The sequence below is a fragment of the uncultured Chitinophaga sp. genome (assembly GCF_937898475.1).
Taxonomy (GTDB): Bacteria; Bacteroidota; Bacteroidia; order Chitinophagales; family Chitinophagaceae; genus Chitinophaga.
Map to the genome: position 1 here is coordinate 1 of NZ_CALEJS010000023.1, position 19,464 is coordinate 19,464.

The following is a 19,464-nucleotide window of genomic DNA, read 5'->3' on the forward strand; positions in this document are numbered from 1 at the left end:
CAAAAGTAACACCTACCTCAACAAAATCATAGGTGCTGTCTACCGCGACCTTACCCCATCAAAAGCAACAAAACCTGATTCCCCATTGGGGCGTTACCTCTACACGACAAAGGCTGATCGCGAATTATTGGCTAAACCATGTGACAGGACATTTTGCACTGCTGCTAACCATCGCAGTCCTATTTTCCTTGCTATCGAGCGGCGATATTGGTCCTGCCCACCTGCTGGTGATCCTGATAGTGGGAATACTGGCATTTGGAGTACTCCTGTTTTTCCACTACTGGCCGGGTTTCATCCGGGATTTCCTGCCCAGGCTGGAGTCGGTTGTCGACGCCTACCGCACTGAGCAACAACAGCAGATTATTGCTCACTTACGAGAGAAAATGACCCTGCAACAAAAGCATTTCCAACAGCAAATAACCACCCTTACCAGGTTGGCAGAACAGCAAAAGGATGAAATAAAAAAATGTAGGCAGGCGCAATTGTCCAATTTTGCGCTTACCCTTATTTATTATGTATTGGCGAAAACGTCCGGTATGCCCGATCCTAAGAGCAATGACCACACTCCCCAGCTGTTAATGCAACTCTATGGGATAGATCCTGGTAGTATCCGCGCCAACCTTGAATTAATTACTGGCAACGGCAGGCGCAAAAGCCTCAGTGACCGCAAACGGACTGAGCTTGTCAACCGGTTTGATGAAGCCTACCGGTTTTTTGAGGAACAGGGATTTACGGCAGGGATGCTATTATTAAAGGACTTGGAAGTTAGAATAGTAGGTTATTAACTTTTATACCATAATGTAAGTAGAGGCTGTATCAAAAGTATGATGCAGCCTCTTTTTATTCGGGTACCTGATGGAGATAGGTAGTCGTTTAAGCAATTCTCAGGCCCTTCTTTTATTTTTGATACATCCTCTTTTTTTTATGCCCCTTTATACCCTGATCGCCCGTGATCTACATGTAACGGGCAACCATACTGTGAAAGATAAGTCCTGTTTACAACATTATCTATACATAGCTTTTTCTCACCTGCCTCCAAAGCTATATTGCAGCCATAAAATCAAAGGTGATGAAAGAATCAGTGAAGAATGAGAGCGTTCAGCTCGCCACTCCTATGTTATTTCCCTACGAACCTGATCAGTTCTGGCAGAGGGTCCGGCTTATTATCCGGGAAGAGATTAACCAGTTTGAAAAAGCCCTGTCCGCCGCAGCACCTCCAGTGTACCAAACTCCCGGTATGCAGTACAAACCGCTCTATAAAATTGCAGAGGTGTGCAAAATGTTTGACATAACCAGACCAACAATTTATGATTGGGTGAAGCATGGCAAGCTAAAACCCTACAAGATCCGCTCAAGGGTATATTTTCTTTGGCAGGATATTCAGCGGTTGCTTAACCCAGAGCAATAGGGTAGTAATGACCTGCAACCAGAATTTTTGATCATATGCCTAATAGTTTTAAGTATGCAGAAGCTGACATTGGCCCAGGCCAAAGAAATAGACTTCGTAGATTATCTGGATTTTTTGGGTCATAAACCCAAGAGCGTTAGCGGAAATAATTATTTGTATCGGTCACCGCTTCCAGGTCGGGAAGACAAAGATCCTTCCTTTACGGTAGACCGGAGGCGAAACATATGGTACGATCACGGCTTATGTAGGGGAGGGAGTATTATTGATTTTGGGATGGAATACTACGGTTGCACCATTCCTGAATTACTGGAAATACTGCAAACTTCTTTTTCCTTTCACCGTGTTTCCTCACCAGCTCCCCAGCAATCCACCACCAAAAAGCAGGCCTCTGAGCCAATAAACCCGCCGTCCTCTTCCAATGAAAGGAAAAAAATACGTGTTGTTTCTGCGGGCGCCATCACTTCTTCGGCGTTGATCCATTACTTAGACCAGCGGAAAATACCAGTCGAGCTGGCGCAGGCTTATTGCCAGGAGGTCCGGTATGAACTATCTGGTAAACAGTATTATGCCATTGGTTTTGCGAATAATGACGGGGGGTACGAACTACGCAATCCTTACTTTAAAGGTGGCAGCTCTCCCAAGGGTATCACCTTTTTTGATAATGGAGCACGGGAGGTAGCCGTTTTTGAAGGGTTCTTCGATTTTCTTTCCTTGCTGGTCCTTCATCAGAACCAGGATCTCTCGTCCACTAATTTACTGGTATTAAATTCCCTGTCCTATTTTGAAAAGAATCGTCAGTTGATGGAAAAACATGATACTATTAACCTGTACCTGGACCGGGATACCGCCGGCATGAAGTGTACGGCACAGGCATTAAAATATAGCTCCCGGTACAAGGACAATAGTGTTTTCTACCAGGGGCAAAAAGATCTGAACCAGTGGTTGATTCAAAATTTTCACCAGATCCAACGGGAAATGCATTCACTCAACAGAGCAAGGGAATTAACGCAGATCATGAAAAATGTTGAGGTTTCCCGGGGGAAGGGACGCCGTATTTGAAAAATTTATTCATTCAAAAAGTACGATCATGACAGATTTTAAAAGAAGAACGCTGATATTAAACAGCGGTAAACAAATAAAATTGTTCGGTAACAGCATTGCCATTGGCAAGAGTTTACAAATAGGAGAAGGTTATGCACCTAATATCTTTTCCTGCATGGAGTAACAAGCGGAAGCTAAAGCTGCCGCTTCACAAGAAAACAAACCGACTAATGAGTCGCTGCAGCGGAAAACAGCTACCTATATGATCAATCCTTACAGTTTGACACCGGAGGAAATCTTTGAGATTGCCGACTACAATATCCGTTTGTGGCTGGATTTAAAAGACAATATTCGCAGATATGGCGTGAACAGTCCAAAGGTTTTTAACAGGGATTCGCTGCTTTAATCAAAATAATCCCTGCAAAAAAACTGGCCTTACTGCCAATATTTCCACCAATTATTTTTCCGGCTTTTTGATAAACCGGCCCGGGAAATGTTCTGAAAAAAGAAGATCTGTTAGCAGGCTATTAGTTTTATTTGATCACTGAAAACACGTCAAGTAAATCAGTATAAAAAGCCTATAAATACATGAATAAACAAGCGCAGAAGTACGCTGCCTAAACCATGTATATGACGCCTAAAAAAACAGCTAAAAAAGGGCATCCGCCGTAAAATAGGTTGCCCGGATGAAGAGCCGTCTTTCAGACGCTCAGGAGCAAGGAGTGTTTTGGTGTACACCAAAACGCTGGTCCCTCATCCGCTACCGCGGATTCGGGGACGGATTTTTTTCATCCGCTTCCCGGCGGATTCAAAAAATTAGGAGGGAACGACTATGGAGGAGGCGAATAAACCAATAAGAAACAAAGGAGGGCGCCCCAAGAAGGAGGTTAAAAAAGGGCAGCGAATTCCTATTAAATGTACCAGCTATGAAAAGGTGGTCATTAAAGCAAAGGCTCAAAAAGCGGGTTTTACCGTGTCAGAATACCTGCTGCAATTAGGGCTAAACGGACAAGTTGGCAGTAAGGTAAAAACGCTGCCTAAAGAAGTAATGGCCCTTACTGGTACGCTCAATCATAACGCCGCTAACCTGAATCAGCTTGCCAAAAAGCATAACAGTGTAACCCATGTCTTAACGTTGCTGGATCGGGTTGACATGCTGATACTATGTAAAGAATTGAAGGATCTGGTAACCCTCATCAGAAATTATTTGCAATGATAGGTCGTCCGATTACAGGAAGTTCCTTTTTAGGTTGCATCAGTTATAACCTGGAAGATAAACGGGAACTGACCGAAGAACAGAAAGAACAGTTATCCCAGCTGGAAGGGGTACAACATAAAGACCGGGCAGAAGTACTGGTTTACAACAAATGCTTCGGTGATAAATATGAACTGGCTGCACAGTTCAGGGAGGTTGCCCAATTAAGTAAACGGGTAGAAAAACCGGTATTCCATTTTCCCATCCGGCTGGCTCCGGGAGATACCGTCAACCGCGACGAGCTCATAGAAATAGCAGAAGCGTGTGTAAGGGAATTTGAAGTGGAGAATAATCAATACGTGATCATTTTACATAAAGATACCCGGGAACCGCATATCCATATTATAGCTAACCGGGTTGGTTTTGATGGGAAAGTTGCAAGTGACAGCTACAGTAAACGTCGGATGATGGCCCTTTGTCGTAGGCTTGAAAAGCAGTATAAATTAAGGGAGGTACTAGGCCCTCGTGCTTCTTTACCCAAAGAGTTACGGTTAATCCCTCATCATAATGCCCGAAAAGAACGGTTGAAAAATGATATTGGCCGGACCTTGGAACAGGTAAAAAATTATCAGGAGTTTGCAGAATTGATGCAAAAATTAGGTTACACTGTATTGAAAAGTCGGGGGATTGCCTTTATTGATGATAAGAAGGTAAAAATTAAAGGTAGTGAAGTTGGATTCTCACTCTCCAAAATTGAACAGATCCTTTACCTTAAAAGGGAACTGGCCGTTAAGCTGGCAAAACAGGCGGTTTTTGAAACAGCCGGCCGGCAACAAAAATCGGAATACAGAGCCAGTACCCCAGCACAAAAATTATTATTACAAACATGGCAGCAGGCGCAGCTGGAAAAATCACCGCTATTCCCGTTACAGCAGGAAATAAAAACCATAGCACAGGAACTTAATCAATTGTTATACGGTTTATTGAAGCCGGAATATATGGACCAATCTATTAATCCGGAACTTGTAAAAGAAGCTAAGCGTAAAAAGAAACGGAGACCTCCGAGATGACAAACTCATTTCTTTAATAATAAAAGAAGCGAAGTATGAACATGAATATGGAAAATATAGAAAAGGACAGTCTGGTTCTGGTGCTGAATGATTTTACTGAGCAGTATAAAGAAATGGCAAAACAGTTCAATGATCTGAGAAATACCATTTCTTTACTGGAAGCAAAAACAGCTGATTTTGAAAAGAAATTGGAAAATCTACAAGTTACTTTCCCTGCTATGGATACTGCAACCATACAGACCATTGTATCTCAAGGGATGCGTGATGTTAAAAAAATGGTGGCCGAACAACCCAGAAACATCTTGCAGAGCAAGCGATACTTGTTCTTTCCGGAACATAATGCCAGAGAGTATTATTCAGTAGTGCTTCGCTGGATACTATACATCATCATTGCTTCCTATTGCTATTTGCTGTTAAAGCATATGATGGATCACTGGTTAGTTTAAAAACGCTGCACATGTAATAAAAAAAAGACAGTATAAGAGCATGTCGTCGAGTATGGAAAATTTATTATTCCCATAAGGAATGAAGTAGTCATGCCGCCACATGTAGCAGCAACTAATGAAATAAAAAACATTAAATATATTAAATTCAAATATGGGAATAATACGTACTTCTATTGAAAGGTATTTGTACGGATTTGCTGATTTGTTTAAAAATATTTTACCTGTATTTCAAAAAAATATTCTTTCTTTGTTTCAGTATGTTTGAAAATGCTATGAAATAAAGAACATTCTCCTATATCTAATAATTAATCGATGAATAGAAAAATTTAAGAGTACATAATTGTGTTGGCCCAAGACAGTGACTGATTTTTGAACCACATGATGGAAATCCCAACAAGACGAAGGTGCAAAACTGCAAATGTATGTTTTATGCCCGGCGTGATACACTCTACAAGTTAACTGTCTCCAACGATTAAATTTTTAATAACATTTATACCCTGAGTATGCGTATAGCATATCTACTTATGATGGCATTGCTATTGCAATGGCAGCACTTCTATGCGCAGGAATTACCTGCATTGGAACGAAATCAGCCAGATAGTATTGGCAAGGCATCATGGCAATTCCCGGAGAAATACTTTTCCCAGGTAAGCGGCAAATCTCAGCGCTTTGAGAAGAAGGTTAATAAACGTTCGCAGCAAGCATTGGAACGCCTGGCACACCAGGAAAAGAGGATGCAGGCGAGGCTGGCAAAGATAGATTCTGTTGCGGCAAAGAACGTCTTTTCCCGCTCTATTGACTCCATGGGTAACCTGCAGGCCAGGTTAAAACAAAAAGCCGGTAAATATGATCCCTCCAAACTGGATGCAGGCTACACCGGTTACCTGGATACCCTGCAGAATTCCCTGTCCTTTCTCAAAGACTCAAAATCGTTAGGAGGCCAGTCCAAAGTGCTGCAGGAGAAGGTAAACGGCTCCCTACAAAGTGTACAGCAGTTACAGGCGCAATTGCAACAGGCCGAACAGATCAAGGCCTACATCCGTGAACGGAAGCAACAGCTTAAAGAGCAGCTGGCGCAGTATACCGGTTTCACCAAAGACCTGGAGAAGTTCAATAAGGAAGCCTACTACTACGGACAGCAGCTCAAAGAATATAAAGAACTGCTGAAGGATAAAAAGAAAGCAGAAGCCAAAGCGCTGGAGATGCTGAAAAAAGTACCGGCTTACAACGATTTCCTGCAAAAGAACTCCCAGCTGGCTGGCTTATTTAATTTCTCTGCTGCCGGTTCTGCACCGAACCTGGAAGGGCTGCAGACCCGTGCCCAGGTAGAACAGCTTATTCAGCAACGGTTGGGAGGAGGAGGCCCTAATGCCCAGGCAGCCGTGAGTCAGCAGATGTCGCAGGCCCGTGAACGTTTCAATGAGCTGAAAGATAAATTCCCGGATGTGGATAATGCAGCGGATATGCCCGGCTTTAAGCCGAATGAGATGAAGACTAAAAGCTTTCTGCAAAGGCTGGAGTTTGGCTGCAATATGCAGTTTGCACGTTCCACGCAGTATTTCCCTACTACCAGTGATATTGCCGGACAGGTAGCTTATAAGTTTCACAAAAATGGTAGCGCCGGAGTAGGCGCGGCTTATAAGCTTGGCCTGGGCACCGGATTTAATAATATCCGGTTCTCTCACCAGGGCCTGGGCCTGCGTTCTTTCCTGGATTGGAAGTTGAAAGGTTCTTTCTATATCAATGGCGGTTTTGAAGAGAACTATAATGCTGCATTTACGAATGCGGAACAGTTAAGGAATATTAATAACTGGCAAGGGAGTGCGCTGATAGGCATCAGCAAGAAGTACAAAGTAAGCAGTAAGCTGAAAGGTAATATTATCCTGCTGTATGATTTTCTGTATAATCAGCATGTGCCACGGACAGATCCGATTAAACTCAGATTGGGATATAATTTCTAGGATCCAAGGCAAGCGCAGATAGCATGCGCACACCGCAAATACTTTTGTAAACGCTTATTCAATCAATGCTAAATAAAACCTATACCATTATGTACAGATTTTTTTGTCCCTTCCTATTACTTGCCGCAGCAATAGCTCACCCTTTTACATCATCGGCTCAAAACAACAGGTTGGAAAGCACGGGCAATGTCGGTATTGGCACCACTACTCCTGTTGTTAAACTCAGTGTTTATGGCGCTGCAGATGACTCGGCCGCTATCTCCCTCCAATCTGGCAGCAATAGCCGTTTTTATATCCAACAAGGCGGGTCCCTGCTGAAGATAGGTGGAGTTACACCTGGTACAGGAGTCATTAATGTGCTGAATACAGGAAATGTAGGTATTGGTACAATTAATCCTTTGGGTTCCTTGCATGTAGCGACTCCAGCCGGCGCGGGTGGCGTTATTGCCCAGAGTACATATGGACTTTCAGCAGGAAGCGGAGCCTTCTTGCGACTTTATAACAGCGGTACTCCTACTGCTGTCAACCAGCGTTTGGGTGGCTTACTAATAGGAACTAACCCCTCGGGTACTACACTGAGAACCGGCGCCCAAATAGAAGCATTTAGTGAGGCTGCCTGGACCGACGGTGTTTCACAACCAAGTTTTATGCGCTTTCTTACTACCGGGACCAATAAAGTGTCGCCGGAAGAACGTATGCGCATAACAGCGGATGGTAACATCCAGATACCACAGGGGGCACAATTCGGAACGGCCTTGACAGACAAATTCGCATATGACGGTAAAACGCAGGTTCATTACGGCATGCAATGGATTATGGACAGCTGGAATCAAAATGGGCCAACATTATGGGCAGCAGCTTATGGAGGCATGAAGTTCTTTACCCAGGGCATTCCCCGGATTACTATTGCAGGCGACGGCAACGTTGGAATTGGCACTACAGCTATTACGGGCTATAAACTAGCGGTGAACGGCGAAGCCATTTTTACCAGGGTGAAAGTAAAACCGTTTAGCGGTTGGCCGGACTATGTTTTTAGTAAGGATTACAAGCTTCTGCCATTACAGGAGGTGGAAAAGTATGTGAAAGACAACAATCATCTGCCTGATGTTCCTTCGGCCGCAGAGGTGGAAAAAGAGGGATTGGATCTGGGAGAGATGAATAAGCGGTTGTTGCAGAAGGTGGAGGAGCTGACTTTGTACATCATTGAGCAGCAGAAGTCGATTTTGTCGCTCCACCAAGAGGTGAAGGCATTGAAGGAAGAGAAGGAAAATATAACATATAGAAGATGAAATTATTTACAAGGTATAAAATAATGCCAATGAAAAAATTAATAAGAACTTTACTGACTGGGTTATTACTACTTTCAGTTATTTCTACAGCTATTGCTCAACAATCTGGAAATTTTTTCGTTAATGGAGACCTCGACAAGTTCTATCCGGTTACTTTCTTTGATGGTGGATGGGCAAATCTAGCTGCCACCGAACTACAGATAGGACGCTCTGATGTCCACCAGGATGCCTCCAATAGGGGCTCGTTAATCGCAAGCTTCCGGTATCATGTTACAAATTGGGGGCATGGATCTAACTTTATCGATGCTGACATTCGTCAATTTACGGGCGCTAATAGTAAAATGATAAGTGGCTGGAAAGATGGCACTGCCGCTAACGGCAGTTACAGAATCATAATCTGGCTCAGAGGAAATACCACCTATACTTACAGATCGAACTACGCAGTTAATCCGTTAGTGTACGATGGAGTGCAAAACCCATTGCCTTACAAGGAATTGATAGGTACGACATCCAGCATTGATCATTCGTATAAAACAAGTCTCGACCCCACAGTGAATATATATGGCATGTCATATGCCAATACTGCTTACTTCAACGGCTCCGCTAACAATTATTTTGCAGGCAAAGTTGGTATTGGAGTTACCAACCCAACATTTGCATTTCACAGTGCTGCATACAACAATACAGGCGTAGCGGCGGCCTTGTTATGGGGAGATCGTTATGGGGCAGCTGTAGGTATATCAGATGACACTTCATCTTACTATGCTTTTCACGTAGTGTCTAACGTGGATTCAATGGGAAGGGGAAAGGCAGGTGGCACGAAAAGCTTATTATATGTAAGAGGCGATGGAAACGTGGGGATTGGCACGCTGTCACCCCAGGCTAAACTGGCCGTAAACGGGGATATCTTTTCGAAAAGGGTTAAGGTGATCCAGACAGGCTGGCCTGATTTTGTGTTTCGGCAGGATTACCTGCTTCCTTCTCTACAGCAGGTTGAAAAATATATTATCCATAATGGGCATCTTCCAGATATTCCTGCGGCTACCGAAGTAGAAAAAGATGGACTGGACTTGGGAGAAATGAATAAGAAACTGTTGCAGAAAATAGAAGAATTAACCCTATACGTGATTGATCAACAAAAACAACTAAAGTCTCAGCAGGAACAGATAAACCTTTTACGGGAGCAAAATGAGGCCTTTACTAAGCGTGGTAAAGGCAAGCGCTGAAAATAGTTGATAATACTTAACACCCCATCTATGAAGAAATATTTATTAAGTATCCTGACAGTGTTGGCGTTTGCCGTTAATGACGTTAACGCACAGGCATTGGACCTGGATAATGTGTTTCCCCCATCTCCTACTGCTGCGGGTTTGGGTAAGTTTGCCACTGCCAGCGTTAATTATGCTGATGGAGCCGCCGGGTACAGTATCCCGTTATATGAGTATAAAACAAACAATCTCTCCATTCCTATTAGCCTAACCTATAGTACTAATGGAACCCGGGTTACACAAGTGGCCTCCAGGGTAGGGCTTGGGTGGAACCTGAGCGCCGGCGGCGTGGTATCAAGAATGGTATTGGGAGAGCCTGACGGTAGCAGCACCTTTTTACGTCCGCCCCCGGAACAAACAGATGCATACGCTGCACAGTGGCAATCATTTGTCGAAAAGGCCGGCAGCGAAGGATATGATACCCAGCCGGATATTTTTACTTTTTCATTTGGTAATTACAGCGGTAAGTTCATCATCGATGGCAGCCAGATCATGAAACTGGATGACAACAACCTTGTAATAGAGGGAAGTATTGCCAGTGGTTTTACCATTACTACGCCGGATGGAGCAAAATATGAATTCAACCAGGTGGAATCTTCTGTATCGACCAGCAGCTGTGCTAAGGGAGCGTTTAGCCGTACACCTATTAAAAACGCCTGGTACCTTACGCAAGTTAGCCATCCTAAAGGAGATATTATTTATATTAAGTATGGCACCTGTGATTACTCATACTATTCATCTACTTCGCAGGTCGCTACCGCCAACACCCCCTCTCCGAATCAATGTTCTGGTACTGTTAATTGCCCCAGTATACCCGCAAGCCAGGAATGCCAGATTCAGATGCGTAATTATGGTGTGTATCCCACGATCATCACCAGTAATGCGTTAGGCACTGTATTACTAGGTTACAGCCCCAGGGAGGATCTCGTGGGGGATTATTGTCTGACATCTGTGACAGTATTGGATACTATAGTATCCAAAACAGCCACAGATGTTCCGGTAAACCAGCAAAAGATCAGGACAGCATATGAGCTGGGGTATATTTATTCTTCTGCCGGGGCCACTTATCGGGCAGACATCGGTAAACGAATGTTTCTTGGAAGCGTAGAAGAACTGAATATGGAACCCCTGTCGAGTACGGCAAGAATATATCGTTTCGAATATGATAACATCAACAGTCTTCCGGCCCGTACTTCCCATTCACAGGATTATATGGGATTCTACAATGGTAAATCGAATGGCTCATTGATTGCAAAACCAACAGACGCTACAGTACTGAGCTATTTCCCTAATCAAAGTTTTGGAAACCGGAACCCGGACCCTGCCTTCAGCAAAATTGGCACGCTGAAAAAGATCACCTTTCCGGGAGGAGGATATGACTTGATCGAGTTTGAAGGACACTCGATCAAAAATACCGCTGTACAATGCCATGAAGAACAATCCGAACGCGTATATGTGGAAGGTACTTCTGAGTTTAAGCAAACCAGGACCTACTATTCAGCGCCATTTAGGGTACCCTGTACCCAGGTGCTCAATTTAAATGTAGGCAATGTGATCATCACTCCTGACTATCCTGCTACCTATTATCGCACCACGGCTTGCCTGCTTGATGGTGCGGGGGAGCCATGCGGCGTGGGAGGCTGGTCTGTTGGAGGCGATGAGCATCAAAGCTTTACTATAACCCAGCAAGGCACCTATGTACTGGCGGTAACTGTTTATGGTCCTGCACGCGGATATGCATCTTTGAACTATGCACTATTGGATACATCATCCAACAAGCCAATTCCCGGAGTAAGAGTAAGCAAGATCACTACTTATGATCCGCTTAGTGGCAAGGGGCAGGTAAAACGTTATTCCTACAGCAGGGATGGAAGATATTCCTCCGGTGAAGCTGTGAACTCATCCCCTTCCAACATTTACAGGTATGAAAAGCAGGTACAATGCCCTAGTGACGGGCAAGGATCGTGTCTTACCAGGATCTGCAGTTATGTTCAATTGGCTTCCTCCAGCTTTTATGACCTGTGTTCTTACTCCGGTAATCATATCTATTATAGTTACGTGTTGGAGTCTGAAGGTGAGAACATGGAAAATGGCGGCACAGAGCGGGAGTTCAATGTATTCTTCGACCAGAGTGGTCACCCAATCATGGGCCAGCCCTTCCCGGGGGCGCCTTTATCGAACTTCTCTCATGCTAATGGGCTAAAAATCACGGAAAGGTCATTTGTACGGACAGAAGGTACGCTCAAGGTTGTACGGGAGGAAAAGAACTGGTACGGTATCGATCCTCGTGTTCAACAGTTCGCCACCTTCTATGCTGGTAGGAGAGACCCTAGTTCCTCTCTCTGCTTTATAAATACAGGCGTTGGTTCTGTATTTAACATGCGGGCGGCAAGTTTGATGACCTATGATATGAACAGAAGATGGGTGCATCTTGATTCTACGCGGGTCACTTCCTATGACACAAACGCAGGAACGCTGAGCAGTCTGAATACGCTTACATACGGCAACCTCCTCCACCAGCTCGCCACTACTGAAAAGACGCAGGATAGTGAGGGTCAACTCGTGGAAACACAAAAGTTTTATGCAAACGATTCAGTGACCGGTCTGACGGCCAGTGAGCTGGCGGCGAAGCAAGCATTGAAGGACCTGAATATAAAAACGGCACTGATCCAGCAAAAGGTGATCAGAAATGGGAAACAAGTTTCACTCGTGAAAAACAACTATGGCATTTTTAATAGCAATATGCCACTGTTAGCGAATATTGATGCTCAGTTTGGAAGCGGCCTCCTGGAAAAGAGAATATTTCATGACAAGTATGATACCAGGGGTAATTTGTTGGTACAATACAAAGGCAACGGACCGAAGATGTCCTATATATGGGACCACAACGCTTCTTTACCGGTGGCGCAATGTACGAATGCGGATGTAGCGGATATTGCTTTCACCAGCTTTGAAGGCAATACACACAGCAGCTGGAGCCTTGGCAATGCCGCAGGGATCACCGCATCAGGTATAACGGGCAGTAATAGCTATAACCTTGGATCCGGTAATCTTGTGAGATCGGGGCTACAATCCGGACAGCAATATATTGTGTCGTACTGGGCAAAAACGGGAACGGTCAATGTGAGCAATGTCTCCACCACCCAGCAGGGAGCCACCATTAACGGATGGACCTATACGGAGAAAGTGGTTACCGGCACAACAACGGTTACCATTTCCGGCACTGCTGTCATTGATGAAGTACGATTATATCCTCTGGGAGCACAGATGGTCAGCTATACCTATACTCCACTGGCGGGGATGACCAGCCAGGTTGACGCCAGCAGCAAGATCACTTATTATGAATATGATAAGCTTGGCAGGCTGGTGAGGGTAAAAGATCAGGATGGCAGGATATTAAAGCAACATGACTATCAATATCAAAAGCCAGTAACCCAATAATCCCAAACCCTGTTGAAAAAGAAGTAATATGCAGAAGTTATTTATTCTCACATTGTTATCGGGTTATGCAATCACATTGCCCGCCCAGAATAAACCTGACACCAATAGCGTGCGTCCCGCAGCAACAGCTGTTACACCGCCTCCTGCCTATACTGGATCGACCATTAACTACATCCGTACCTGGGAGCCAAGTATGCCTACTTCCGATCCGGCTGCTGTTACCGGTTCTACTGATGTAAATGCAGTTAAGCAGACTACTCAATATTTTGACGGACTTGGTCGGCCTTTACAAACAGTAAGCAAGGCTATTACCCCCGCTGCCAAAGACCTGGTAGTACCCATGGTATATGACGCGTACGGCCGGGAGCAATATAAATACCTGCCTTACGTGCCCAAGACAGGGAATGTAAACGACGGTAAATTTAAAACCGATCCTTTCAATGCCCAGAAAGCCTTTTACCAGGACAGCGCCTTAAATCCCGGCGCATCCGGGGAAACGATCTATTACAATCAAAACGAGTATGAGGCCTCTCCACTGAACCGGGTGCTGAAAACCTACGGCTCGGGTAATACCTGGGCAAAAGAAGGAGGCAATAAGCCGGTAGAACAGCAATACCTGGTTAACTCCGCTGCAGATAGTGTGCGTATCTGGGACATACCAGCTACCGGTATTATTCCCATCAGTGGAGCAAACCGTACCTATGCGGCAGGCCAGCTATTTAAAAGTGTAACCATAGATGAACGGGGCAAACGTGTTACAGAGTTTAAGGACAAGGAGGACCGGGTGATTCTGAAAAAAGTAGAACTGACCGACAATGCTGCTAACGGGCATACCGGCTGGCTCTGTACCTATTATGTGTATGACGACTTGGGCAACCTTCGTTGTGTGATCCCACCTAAAGCAGTAGAGCTGGTCAAAGCTAGCTGGGTACTGGATGCCACTACTGCCCGTGAGCTCTGTTTCTTTTATCGCTATGATAGCCGTAACCGCATGATCATGAAAAAGGTGCCGGGGGCAGATTCCACGGAAATAGTATATGACCTGCGGGACAGGCTGGTGTTTAGCCGTGATGGAAACATGCGAAGCGCGGCCAACAAACAATGGCTGGTGACTTTCTATGATGGGCTGAACCGGCCTACCATGACGGCCCTGTACAACTCCGCCTCTACCCGTGACACACTGCAGGCCAGGATGAACACAGCTGTTTCCAATACCCAGACCATCACTCATGCCATCCCAGAGCAGGCGGACCTTGAGTTTGCCTATTATGATGGCCGTCCAAAGTATACCGCCCGGAGAAGTATTACGTTTGACGGTGGTTTTGATACAGGATCAGATGGAACAACAGATGCACTTATCGATGCTGCAGCCAATCAGGATACTTTTAGCATTGTGGCGGTGAACCCTTTACCAAATATTGCCGCCAGCACGCTCACACCGCTGACCTATACTTTTTATGATGATTATAGCTATACCGGCAAGCATAATGCTGTCACCGGGGACCTTATAAACCCTACCTTTTCTGGTAGTCCCTATGCTGAAATAATAGGCACAACAAGCAATATGACCAGGGGCCTGGTGACCGGCACCAAAGTACGGGTGCTCGGTACCGATCAGTGGCTGACCACGACCACTTACTATACGGATAAGGGCAGGGTCTTACAGACAATTGCTAATAATATCAGCGGAGGTAAGGATGTGGTGAGCAATATATATGATTTCAGCGGCAAACTGCTTAGAACTCTCCAACGCCATACTAACATTCGTAGTGGTCTTACTCCCGAGACCAGGGTGATGACCCAGCTATTGTACGATGCGGCAGGCAGGGTGACTGATGTGATCAAGAAGTTGAATGACAGTACTCAGCGGACTATCACAAAAAATGTTTACGATGAACTGGGGCAGCTAAGGACCAAACGTTTACATGTAAATGGTGCCAGCCAGCTGGAAACACTTAACTATGAATTTAATATCCGTGGCTGGCTGAAGGCCGTCAACAAGGATTTTGTGAAAACGGCTAACAGCACCGCCAACTGGTTTGGGCAGGAGCTGAGCTATGATTATGGCTTTACGACCAATCAGGTAAACGGCAATATCGCCGGCGCAAAATGGAAGAGTCGCGGCGATGGTAAAGGCAGAGCGCACGGATATGCCTATGACAATGCCAACCGGCTGACAGTAGCAGATTTTACCCAGAATAATACGCCCACTGCCAAAACCTGGGATAGAACACAGCAAGATTTTTCCGTGGATGTACTGGTTTATGACCCTAACGGCAATATCCAGTCCATGCGGCAAAAGGGCATGAATGGCACTACCATTCAAACTATTGACAGCCTGAAATATGGTTACCTGCCGAATAGTAACAAGTTGTCCTTTGTTACTGATAAGAAGAACAACAGCGCAAGCCAGCTGGGTGATTTTAAGGAGATCAATAACAACGAAACTGCTGATTATGCTTATGATTCCAGTGGCAACCTGATCAAGGACCTAAATAAGAACATCGCAGTTATCCGTTATAATCACCTGAATCTACCGGATAGTATCGTGATTACCGGCAAAGGTGTTATCAGGTATCAGTATGATGCTACCGGTAACAAAGTAAGGAAAATCGTTACCGATAGCACGATTTCTCCCGCAAAGATCACTACTACAGAATATATTGGCGGGCTCGTGTACCGGAATGATACCATGGAGCTGATAGGCCATGAGGAAGGCCGTATCCGCCCGGTATATGTCTCTGGTCAGCCGGTTAAGTACTACTATGATTATTTTGTAAAAGACCACCTGGGGAATGTTCGCATGGTGTTGACGACGCAGACAGACCTTAGTATGTATACGGCCACCATGGAGGCATCCAATGCAGCAACGGAAACGGCTTTGTTTAGCAATGTGGAAGAGACGAGGGTAGAGAAGCCAGTGGGGTATCCGCAGGATGACATGGTTGATAGCAACTTGTATGTAGCTAAGCTGAATCCCAAAAATGGAGGGAAGAAGATAGGACCTTCGCTGGTACTGAAGGTAATGGCAGGCGATACCATACAGATAGGCGCCAGGGCATTTTATAAATCTACCGGACCAAAGGATAATCAATCTGTTACCCCGGAAGATATGGTGGCAAGTTTGCTGCAGGCATTCAGTGGGGAATCTAGGGCTAATAGTCCTCATGGAAATGGAGAGGTGAACCAGGCATCTCCCTTTGGGAACTTCAATAGCAATGATTACCAGCGGTTGAAGGAGAAGGACCCGGACCAGAACCAGTTGGATAAACCAAAGGCATATCTGAATTTTGTATTGTTTGACGATCAGTTTAACTTAGTGGAAGAGAACAGTGGGGTTAGGCAGGTGAAAGGCGAACCGGATGAGCTGCAGACGTTGACAGTGGATAAGATGCCGATCACGAAAAGCGGTTTCCTGTATGTGTATACGAGCAATGAAACGGAACAGGACGTGCTCTTTGATAATGTTACAGTAGCGGCGGTAAGTGGGCCTCTGCTTGAGGAGACGCATTATTATCCGTATGGGCTCGCAATGGCTGGGATTAGTTCGAATGCTCTGAAAGGCATGAATTACTCCGAGAATAGGTTGAAATATAATGGTAATGAGCTGCAGAATAAAGAGTTCATGGATGGCAGCGGATTAGAATTGTATGATTTTAATGCTAGAATGTATGATCAGCAGATAGGCCGCTTTTTTAGTACTGATCCTGTAACTGAGTTAGCTCATGATTGGACCGGCTATAGGTTTGGATTTGATAACCCAGTACTGAACAACGATCCAACAGGGTTATGGGAAGGCACCTATAAACCGGGAGACGCGGGATTTGATCAACTTTTAAGTTCACTTCAGAATGGCACATTTAATATTAATGACGGGGAAAATGATAAGAATAAAGATAAAAACAAGGGCAAGAATAAAAACAATGACAAAACAGCTTTCGCTCCTGCTCTCTTTCCCTTACTAGGAGAAGGCGCAGGATTAGCCGGAGCAAGTGCGACAACAGGTTTATATCGTTTTCCTAGCTTGGGTGATTGGAATGCCGCTGGTAATGACTTAAGAGATAAATTGAATGCAGATGTAGAAGGTGCGAAGTACTTATACCAAGTTGTGTCTGGAGAGCTTCATGATCTTTTGATTAGATGGGGATTGAAAGAGATTCGACGTTATCCATCACCTGCATTGCCCATTTCAATTCCTTTCACCAAACACGGCAATAGAAAGGATAACACGAATCCTCATCTTGTTTACGAATTTTTCTTTAGACCAAGTGATGGCAAGACACCTACACTTAAATACGGAATTGCTGATATGTATTCAACTGGATATGACAGACCGGAGAAACAGTTGCCGGTATTTCAGGCTATATATGGAGCTTCTGTAAATTGGAGACCGCTGTTGTTTACACCCGACCGATGGTCTGCTTTAGGAGCGGAAGAGGGAGCAGTTGAGCAACATATATTAACTTGGGGTGTAAGACCAAGAATGCAAATTAGACCTTAAAGTAACTTTCAGATGGTTAGACTTGATTCTGTAATTGAAAATGCGATAGGCGCGAATACGGAAGCCCTTTCCTATATATATGCGTTTCTATTGAGAGAAATGGATATGGATTTTTATAAATATATACATATAAATCACATTGGGAATGATTTAGAAGAGGTGATAATTCGGCGTGGGAAGGAAGTGTATATCAATATAAGATATACGTTGGATAAGAACTTTGCTCAAAAGTCTAATTTAGAAAAACAGACCGTATTCTTAGATATTATGCAAAATGCTCTACTTAGATTGGCTGATAAAGATAAAAGGATAGAAATAAGTAAACTTCAATCAATAAAGGAAAGGATTCAGCTACAACGGTTTGAATTCGAGATTATTTATAAAAGCTTTGTTAACAAAAAGAAAGATGATCTTATTGCTAATGTATTGGTGCATCCTCAAATGGATAAGTTTGAAATTTACATATTGATTGAAGAAAAGAGAGTCCCAAAATGCAAGTTATTAATTTACAAAGGAATACCAAGCGACTATTACATTGATCGGCTTTTTTCCACTGGAAAATGGAAAGGTCTGGATGAGTTCATATTGACAGGCAAAAGATCTGAAATTGAAATTCATGTATCTGCTGACACATGCAGCTTAAAGTTCGTTAATAAAAGCGTGGACGAAAACAAAGCCCCACTTTTCGAAGCAATGAAAGCTGATGCTGATAAGGATAAGACTCTAAAGGATTACATAGCGTCTTTAAATCCAGCAATTGCCGCAATGTTGACTAGTTCATTAAACTAAGAATAGCAGCAGTATCTCAAATTCGTAAGTCGAAAGCGTGATAGCTTGTGGCTTACGAGTTTGTTTTACATAACGTTTTTGCTTAGTATATGTGGTCGCCTGTTTTAGCCATCCACTTGACGAAAAACTTATGTTTTGCCTTTAATGCCACCGGGTCAACAATTTTCAACAAAATTACAGGGGGGTGTTATTCTGGGTTGAGCATTAATACCTAAATTGACGAGCAAAAACCTATGAAACTAATATTCTACACAATAGTTGGGATCATCATTGGCGGTTTGTTCGGCATGTTCTTCGGGGCTGTGTTCGGCGTAGCTGTCACAAAGAAGTCGGAGCAGGCAGCCAGGGAAGCCGTACAAATACCAGTTTTTGGTGTTCTCGGTGCAATTGCTGGCGCGGCTATTGGTTTCAGGATGGGCACCGAAAGCGAGAAAGGGGTACATTCTCGCAGACAGATTTTGGTCAGGTTCGAAAAGATGTGCGAGAGCCCGGGACGGTTACTGCATCATCAAGTGTAAAATCGGCATTGGATACAATCCTATGAAGGAAAGCAAACCTGCGCTTTGCAAAAAATGTGCAGCTGAAGGAATGGAAAAGAAAGCGAGCAGGCATTCCGGTTAACATTTGATTAGCAAAGCTGTTAACATAGTATTTGCCAAACTTAATTTGCTAGGTGATATATTGCGGGGATTGCATTTGAATCAATTGTTTTATTCTCTTAAACTGAACAAAAAAAAAAAATGCAAGCATGAAACAAGTTGCACCGCTTCCTGGGACAAAAACTACAGTAACCCTTAAGTTACAGTTCGATTTGGAGGGAATTAAAATGAAGGCCAGTGGCCTGCTCAAGTGGGTTAAGAATAGGGAGCGGAAAATGGATAGTAGTCCATCCAGATAACGACATACTGCTGTCCGATTCTACATTGAGGCCTCTCAGGAATATACCTGAGAGGCTTTACTTTGTGTTATAAGGAACTTATTGAAAAAAAAGCGGGTTTCCGGTAAGGTCGCGGTAGACAGCACCTATGATTTTGTTGAGGTAGGTGTTACTTTTG

Annotated in this window: 14 protein-coding genes; all 14 read left to right on the forward strand. The window is 44.2% G+C overall.

From position 1 onward, the window contains the following. The first annotated feature begins 32 nt into the window (after positions 1 to 32). The 14 genes from Q0577_RS15730 (at position 33) to Q0577_RS15795 (ending at position 18,927) form a co-directional block, all read left to right on the forward strand. The gene (locus tag Q0577_RS15730; protein WP_298737843.1) at positions 33 to 785 is read left to right on the forward strand and encodes a hypothetical protein; all 753 of its coding nucleotides are present in this window, start codon (positions 33 to 35) and stop codon (positions 783 to 785) included. Between the two features lie 284 nt (positions 786 to 1,069). Continuing rightward, positions 1,070 to 1,408 (forward strand): helix-turn-helix domain-containing protein, encoded by a 339-nt coding sequence (locus Q0577_RS15735; protein WP_298737845.1) that lies wholly within the window; start codon positions 1,070 to 1,072, stop codon positions 1,406 to 1,408. 54 nt (positions 1,409 to 1,462) lie between these two features. Next, a complete protein-coding gene (locus tag Q0577_RS15740; protein WP_298737848.1) occupies positions 1,463 to 2,467 on the forward strand; it encodes a toprim domain-containing protein in 1,005 nt (334 codons plus the stop codon). 28 nt (positions 2,468 to 2,495) lie between these two features. Continuing rightward, the gene (locus tag Q0577_RS15745) at positions 2,496 to 2,633 is read left to right on the forward strand and encodes a hypothetical protein (protein WP_298737868.1); all 138 of its coding nucleotides are present in this window, start codon (positions 2,496 to 2,498) and stop codon (positions 2,631 to 2,633) included. A gap of 648 nt (positions 2,634 to 3,281) precedes the next feature. Continuing rightward, on the forward strand, positions 3,282 to 3,665 hold the full coding sequence (locus Q0577_RS15750; protein WP_298737870.1) for a mobilization protein: 384 nt from the start codon (positions 3,282 to 3,284) through the stop codon (positions 3,663 to 3,665). After that, positions 3,662 to 4,714 (forward strand): relaxase/mobilization nuclease domain-containing protein, encoded by a 1,053-nt coding sequence (locus Q0577_RS15755; protein ID WP_298737872.1) that lies wholly within the window; start codon positions 3,662 to 3,664, stop codon positions 4,712 to 4,714. Before Q0577_RS15750 ends, Q0577_RS15755 begins: the two co-directional genes overlap by 4 nt. Before the next feature lie 35 nt (positions 4,715 to 4,749). Further along, on the forward strand, positions 4,750 to 5,160 hold the full coding sequence (locus Q0577_RS15760; protein WP_298737874.1) for a hypothetical protein: 411 nt from the start codon (positions 4,750 to 4,752) through the stop codon (positions 5,158 to 5,160). A 503-nt stretch (positions 5,161 to 5,663) separates the two neighbouring features. Continuing rightward, entirely contained in the window at positions 5,664 to 7,121 is a 1,458-nt protein-coding gene (locus Q0577_RS15765; protein WP_298737877.1) for a hypothetical protein, read from the forward strand. Positions 7,122 to 7,210: 89 nt separating this feature from the next. Further along, positions 7,211 to 8,410 (forward strand): hypothetical protein, encoded by a 1,200-nt coding sequence (locus tag Q0577_RS15770; protein ID WP_298737880.1) that lies wholly within the window; start codon positions 7,211 to 7,213, stop codon positions 8,408 to 8,410. A gap of 29 nt (positions 8,411 to 8,439) precedes the next feature. Next, positions 8,440 to 9,636 carry a hypothetical protein gene (locus tag Q0577_RS15775; protein ID WP_298737882.1) on the forward strand — a complete coding sequence of 399 codons (1,197 nt, stop codon included), beginning with the start codon at positions 8,440 to 8,442 and terminating at the stop codon, positions 9,634 to 9,636. A 30-nt stretch (positions 9,637 to 9,666) separates the two neighbouring features. Further along, positions 9,667 to 13,119, forward strand: coding sequence for a hypothetical protein (locus tag Q0577_RS15780; protein ID WP_298737884.1), 3,453 nt, complete (start codon positions 9,667 to 9,669; stop codon positions 13,117 to 13,119). A 28-nt stretch (positions 13,120 to 13,147) separates the two neighbouring features. After that, entirely contained in the window at positions 13,148 to 17,620 is a 4,473-nt protein-coding gene (locus Q0577_RS15785; protein WP_298737885.1) for a DUF6443 domain-containing protein, read from the forward strand. Between the two features lie 12 nt (positions 17,621 to 17,632). After that, positions 17,633 to 18,409, forward strand: a complete 777-nt coding sequence (locus Q0577_RS15790; protein ID WP_298737886.1) for a hypothetical protein — start codon at positions 17,633 to 17,635, stop codon at positions 18,407 to 18,409. 233 nt (positions 18,410 to 18,642) lie between these two features. Next, positions 18,643 to 18,927, forward strand: coding sequence for a hypothetical protein (locus Q0577_RS15795; RefSeq protein WP_298737888.1), 285 nt, complete (start codon positions 18,643 to 18,645; stop codon positions 18,925 to 18,927). Positions 18,928 to 19,464 lie beyond the last annotated feature (537 nt).

What these genes read in the sequence shown, in the direction of transcription:
- Q0577_RS15735 (WP_298737845.1), top strand. Translation starts at nt 1,070, where the DNA reads ATGAAAGAATCAGTGAAGAATGAGAGCGTTCAGCTCGCCACTCCTATG.
- Q0577_RS15740 (WP_298737848.1), top strand. Translation starts at nt 1,463, where the DNA reads ATGCAGAAGCTGACATTGGCCCAGGCCAAAGAAATAGACTTCGTAGAT.
- Q0577_RS15745 (WP_298737868.1), top strand. Translation starts at nt 2,496, where the DNA reads ATGACAGATTTTAAAAGAAGAACGCTGATATTAAACAGCGGTAAACAA.
- Q0577_RS15750 (WP_298737870.1), top strand. Translation starts at nt 3,282, where the DNA reads ATGGAGGAGGCGAATAAACCAATAAGAAACAAAGGAGGGCGCCCCAAG.
- Q0577_RS15755 (WP_298737872.1), top strand. Translation starts at nt 3,662, where the DNA reads ATGATAGGTCGTCCGATTACAGGAAGTTCCTTTTTAGGTTGCATCAGT.
- Q0577_RS15760 (WP_298737874.1), top strand. Translation starts at nt 4,750, where the DNA reads ATGAACATGAATATGGAAAATATAGAAAAGGACAGTCTGGTTCTGGTG.
- Q0577_RS15765 (WP_298737877.1), top strand. Translation starts at nt 5,664, where the DNA reads ATGCGTATAGCATATCTACTTATGATGGCATTGCTATTGCAATGGCAG.
- Q0577_RS15770 (WP_298737880.1), top strand. Translation starts at nt 7,211, where the DNA reads ATGTACAGATTTTTTTGTCCCTTCCTATTACTTGCCGCAGCAATAGCT.
- Q0577_RS15775 (WP_298737882.1), top strand. Translation starts at nt 8,440, where the DNA reads ATGAAAAAATTAATAAGAACTTTACTGACTGGGTTATTACTACTTTCA.
- Q0577_RS15780 (WP_298737884.1), top strand. Translation starts at nt 9,667, where the DNA reads ATGAAGAAATATTTATTAAGTATCCTGACAGTGTTGGCGTTTGCCGTT.
- Q0577_RS15785 (WP_298737885.1), top strand. Translation starts at nt 13,148, where the DNA reads ATGCAGAAGTTATTTATTCTCACATTGTTATCGGGTTATGCAATCACA.
- Q0577_RS15790 (WP_298737886.1), top strand. Translation starts at nt 17,633, where the DNA reads ATGGTTAGACTTGATTCTGTAATTGAAAATGCGATAGGCGCGAATACG.
- Q0577_RS15795 (WP_298737888.1), top strand. Translation starts at nt 18,643, where the DNA reads ATGAAACTAATATTCTACACAATAGTTGGGATCATCATTGGCGGTTTG.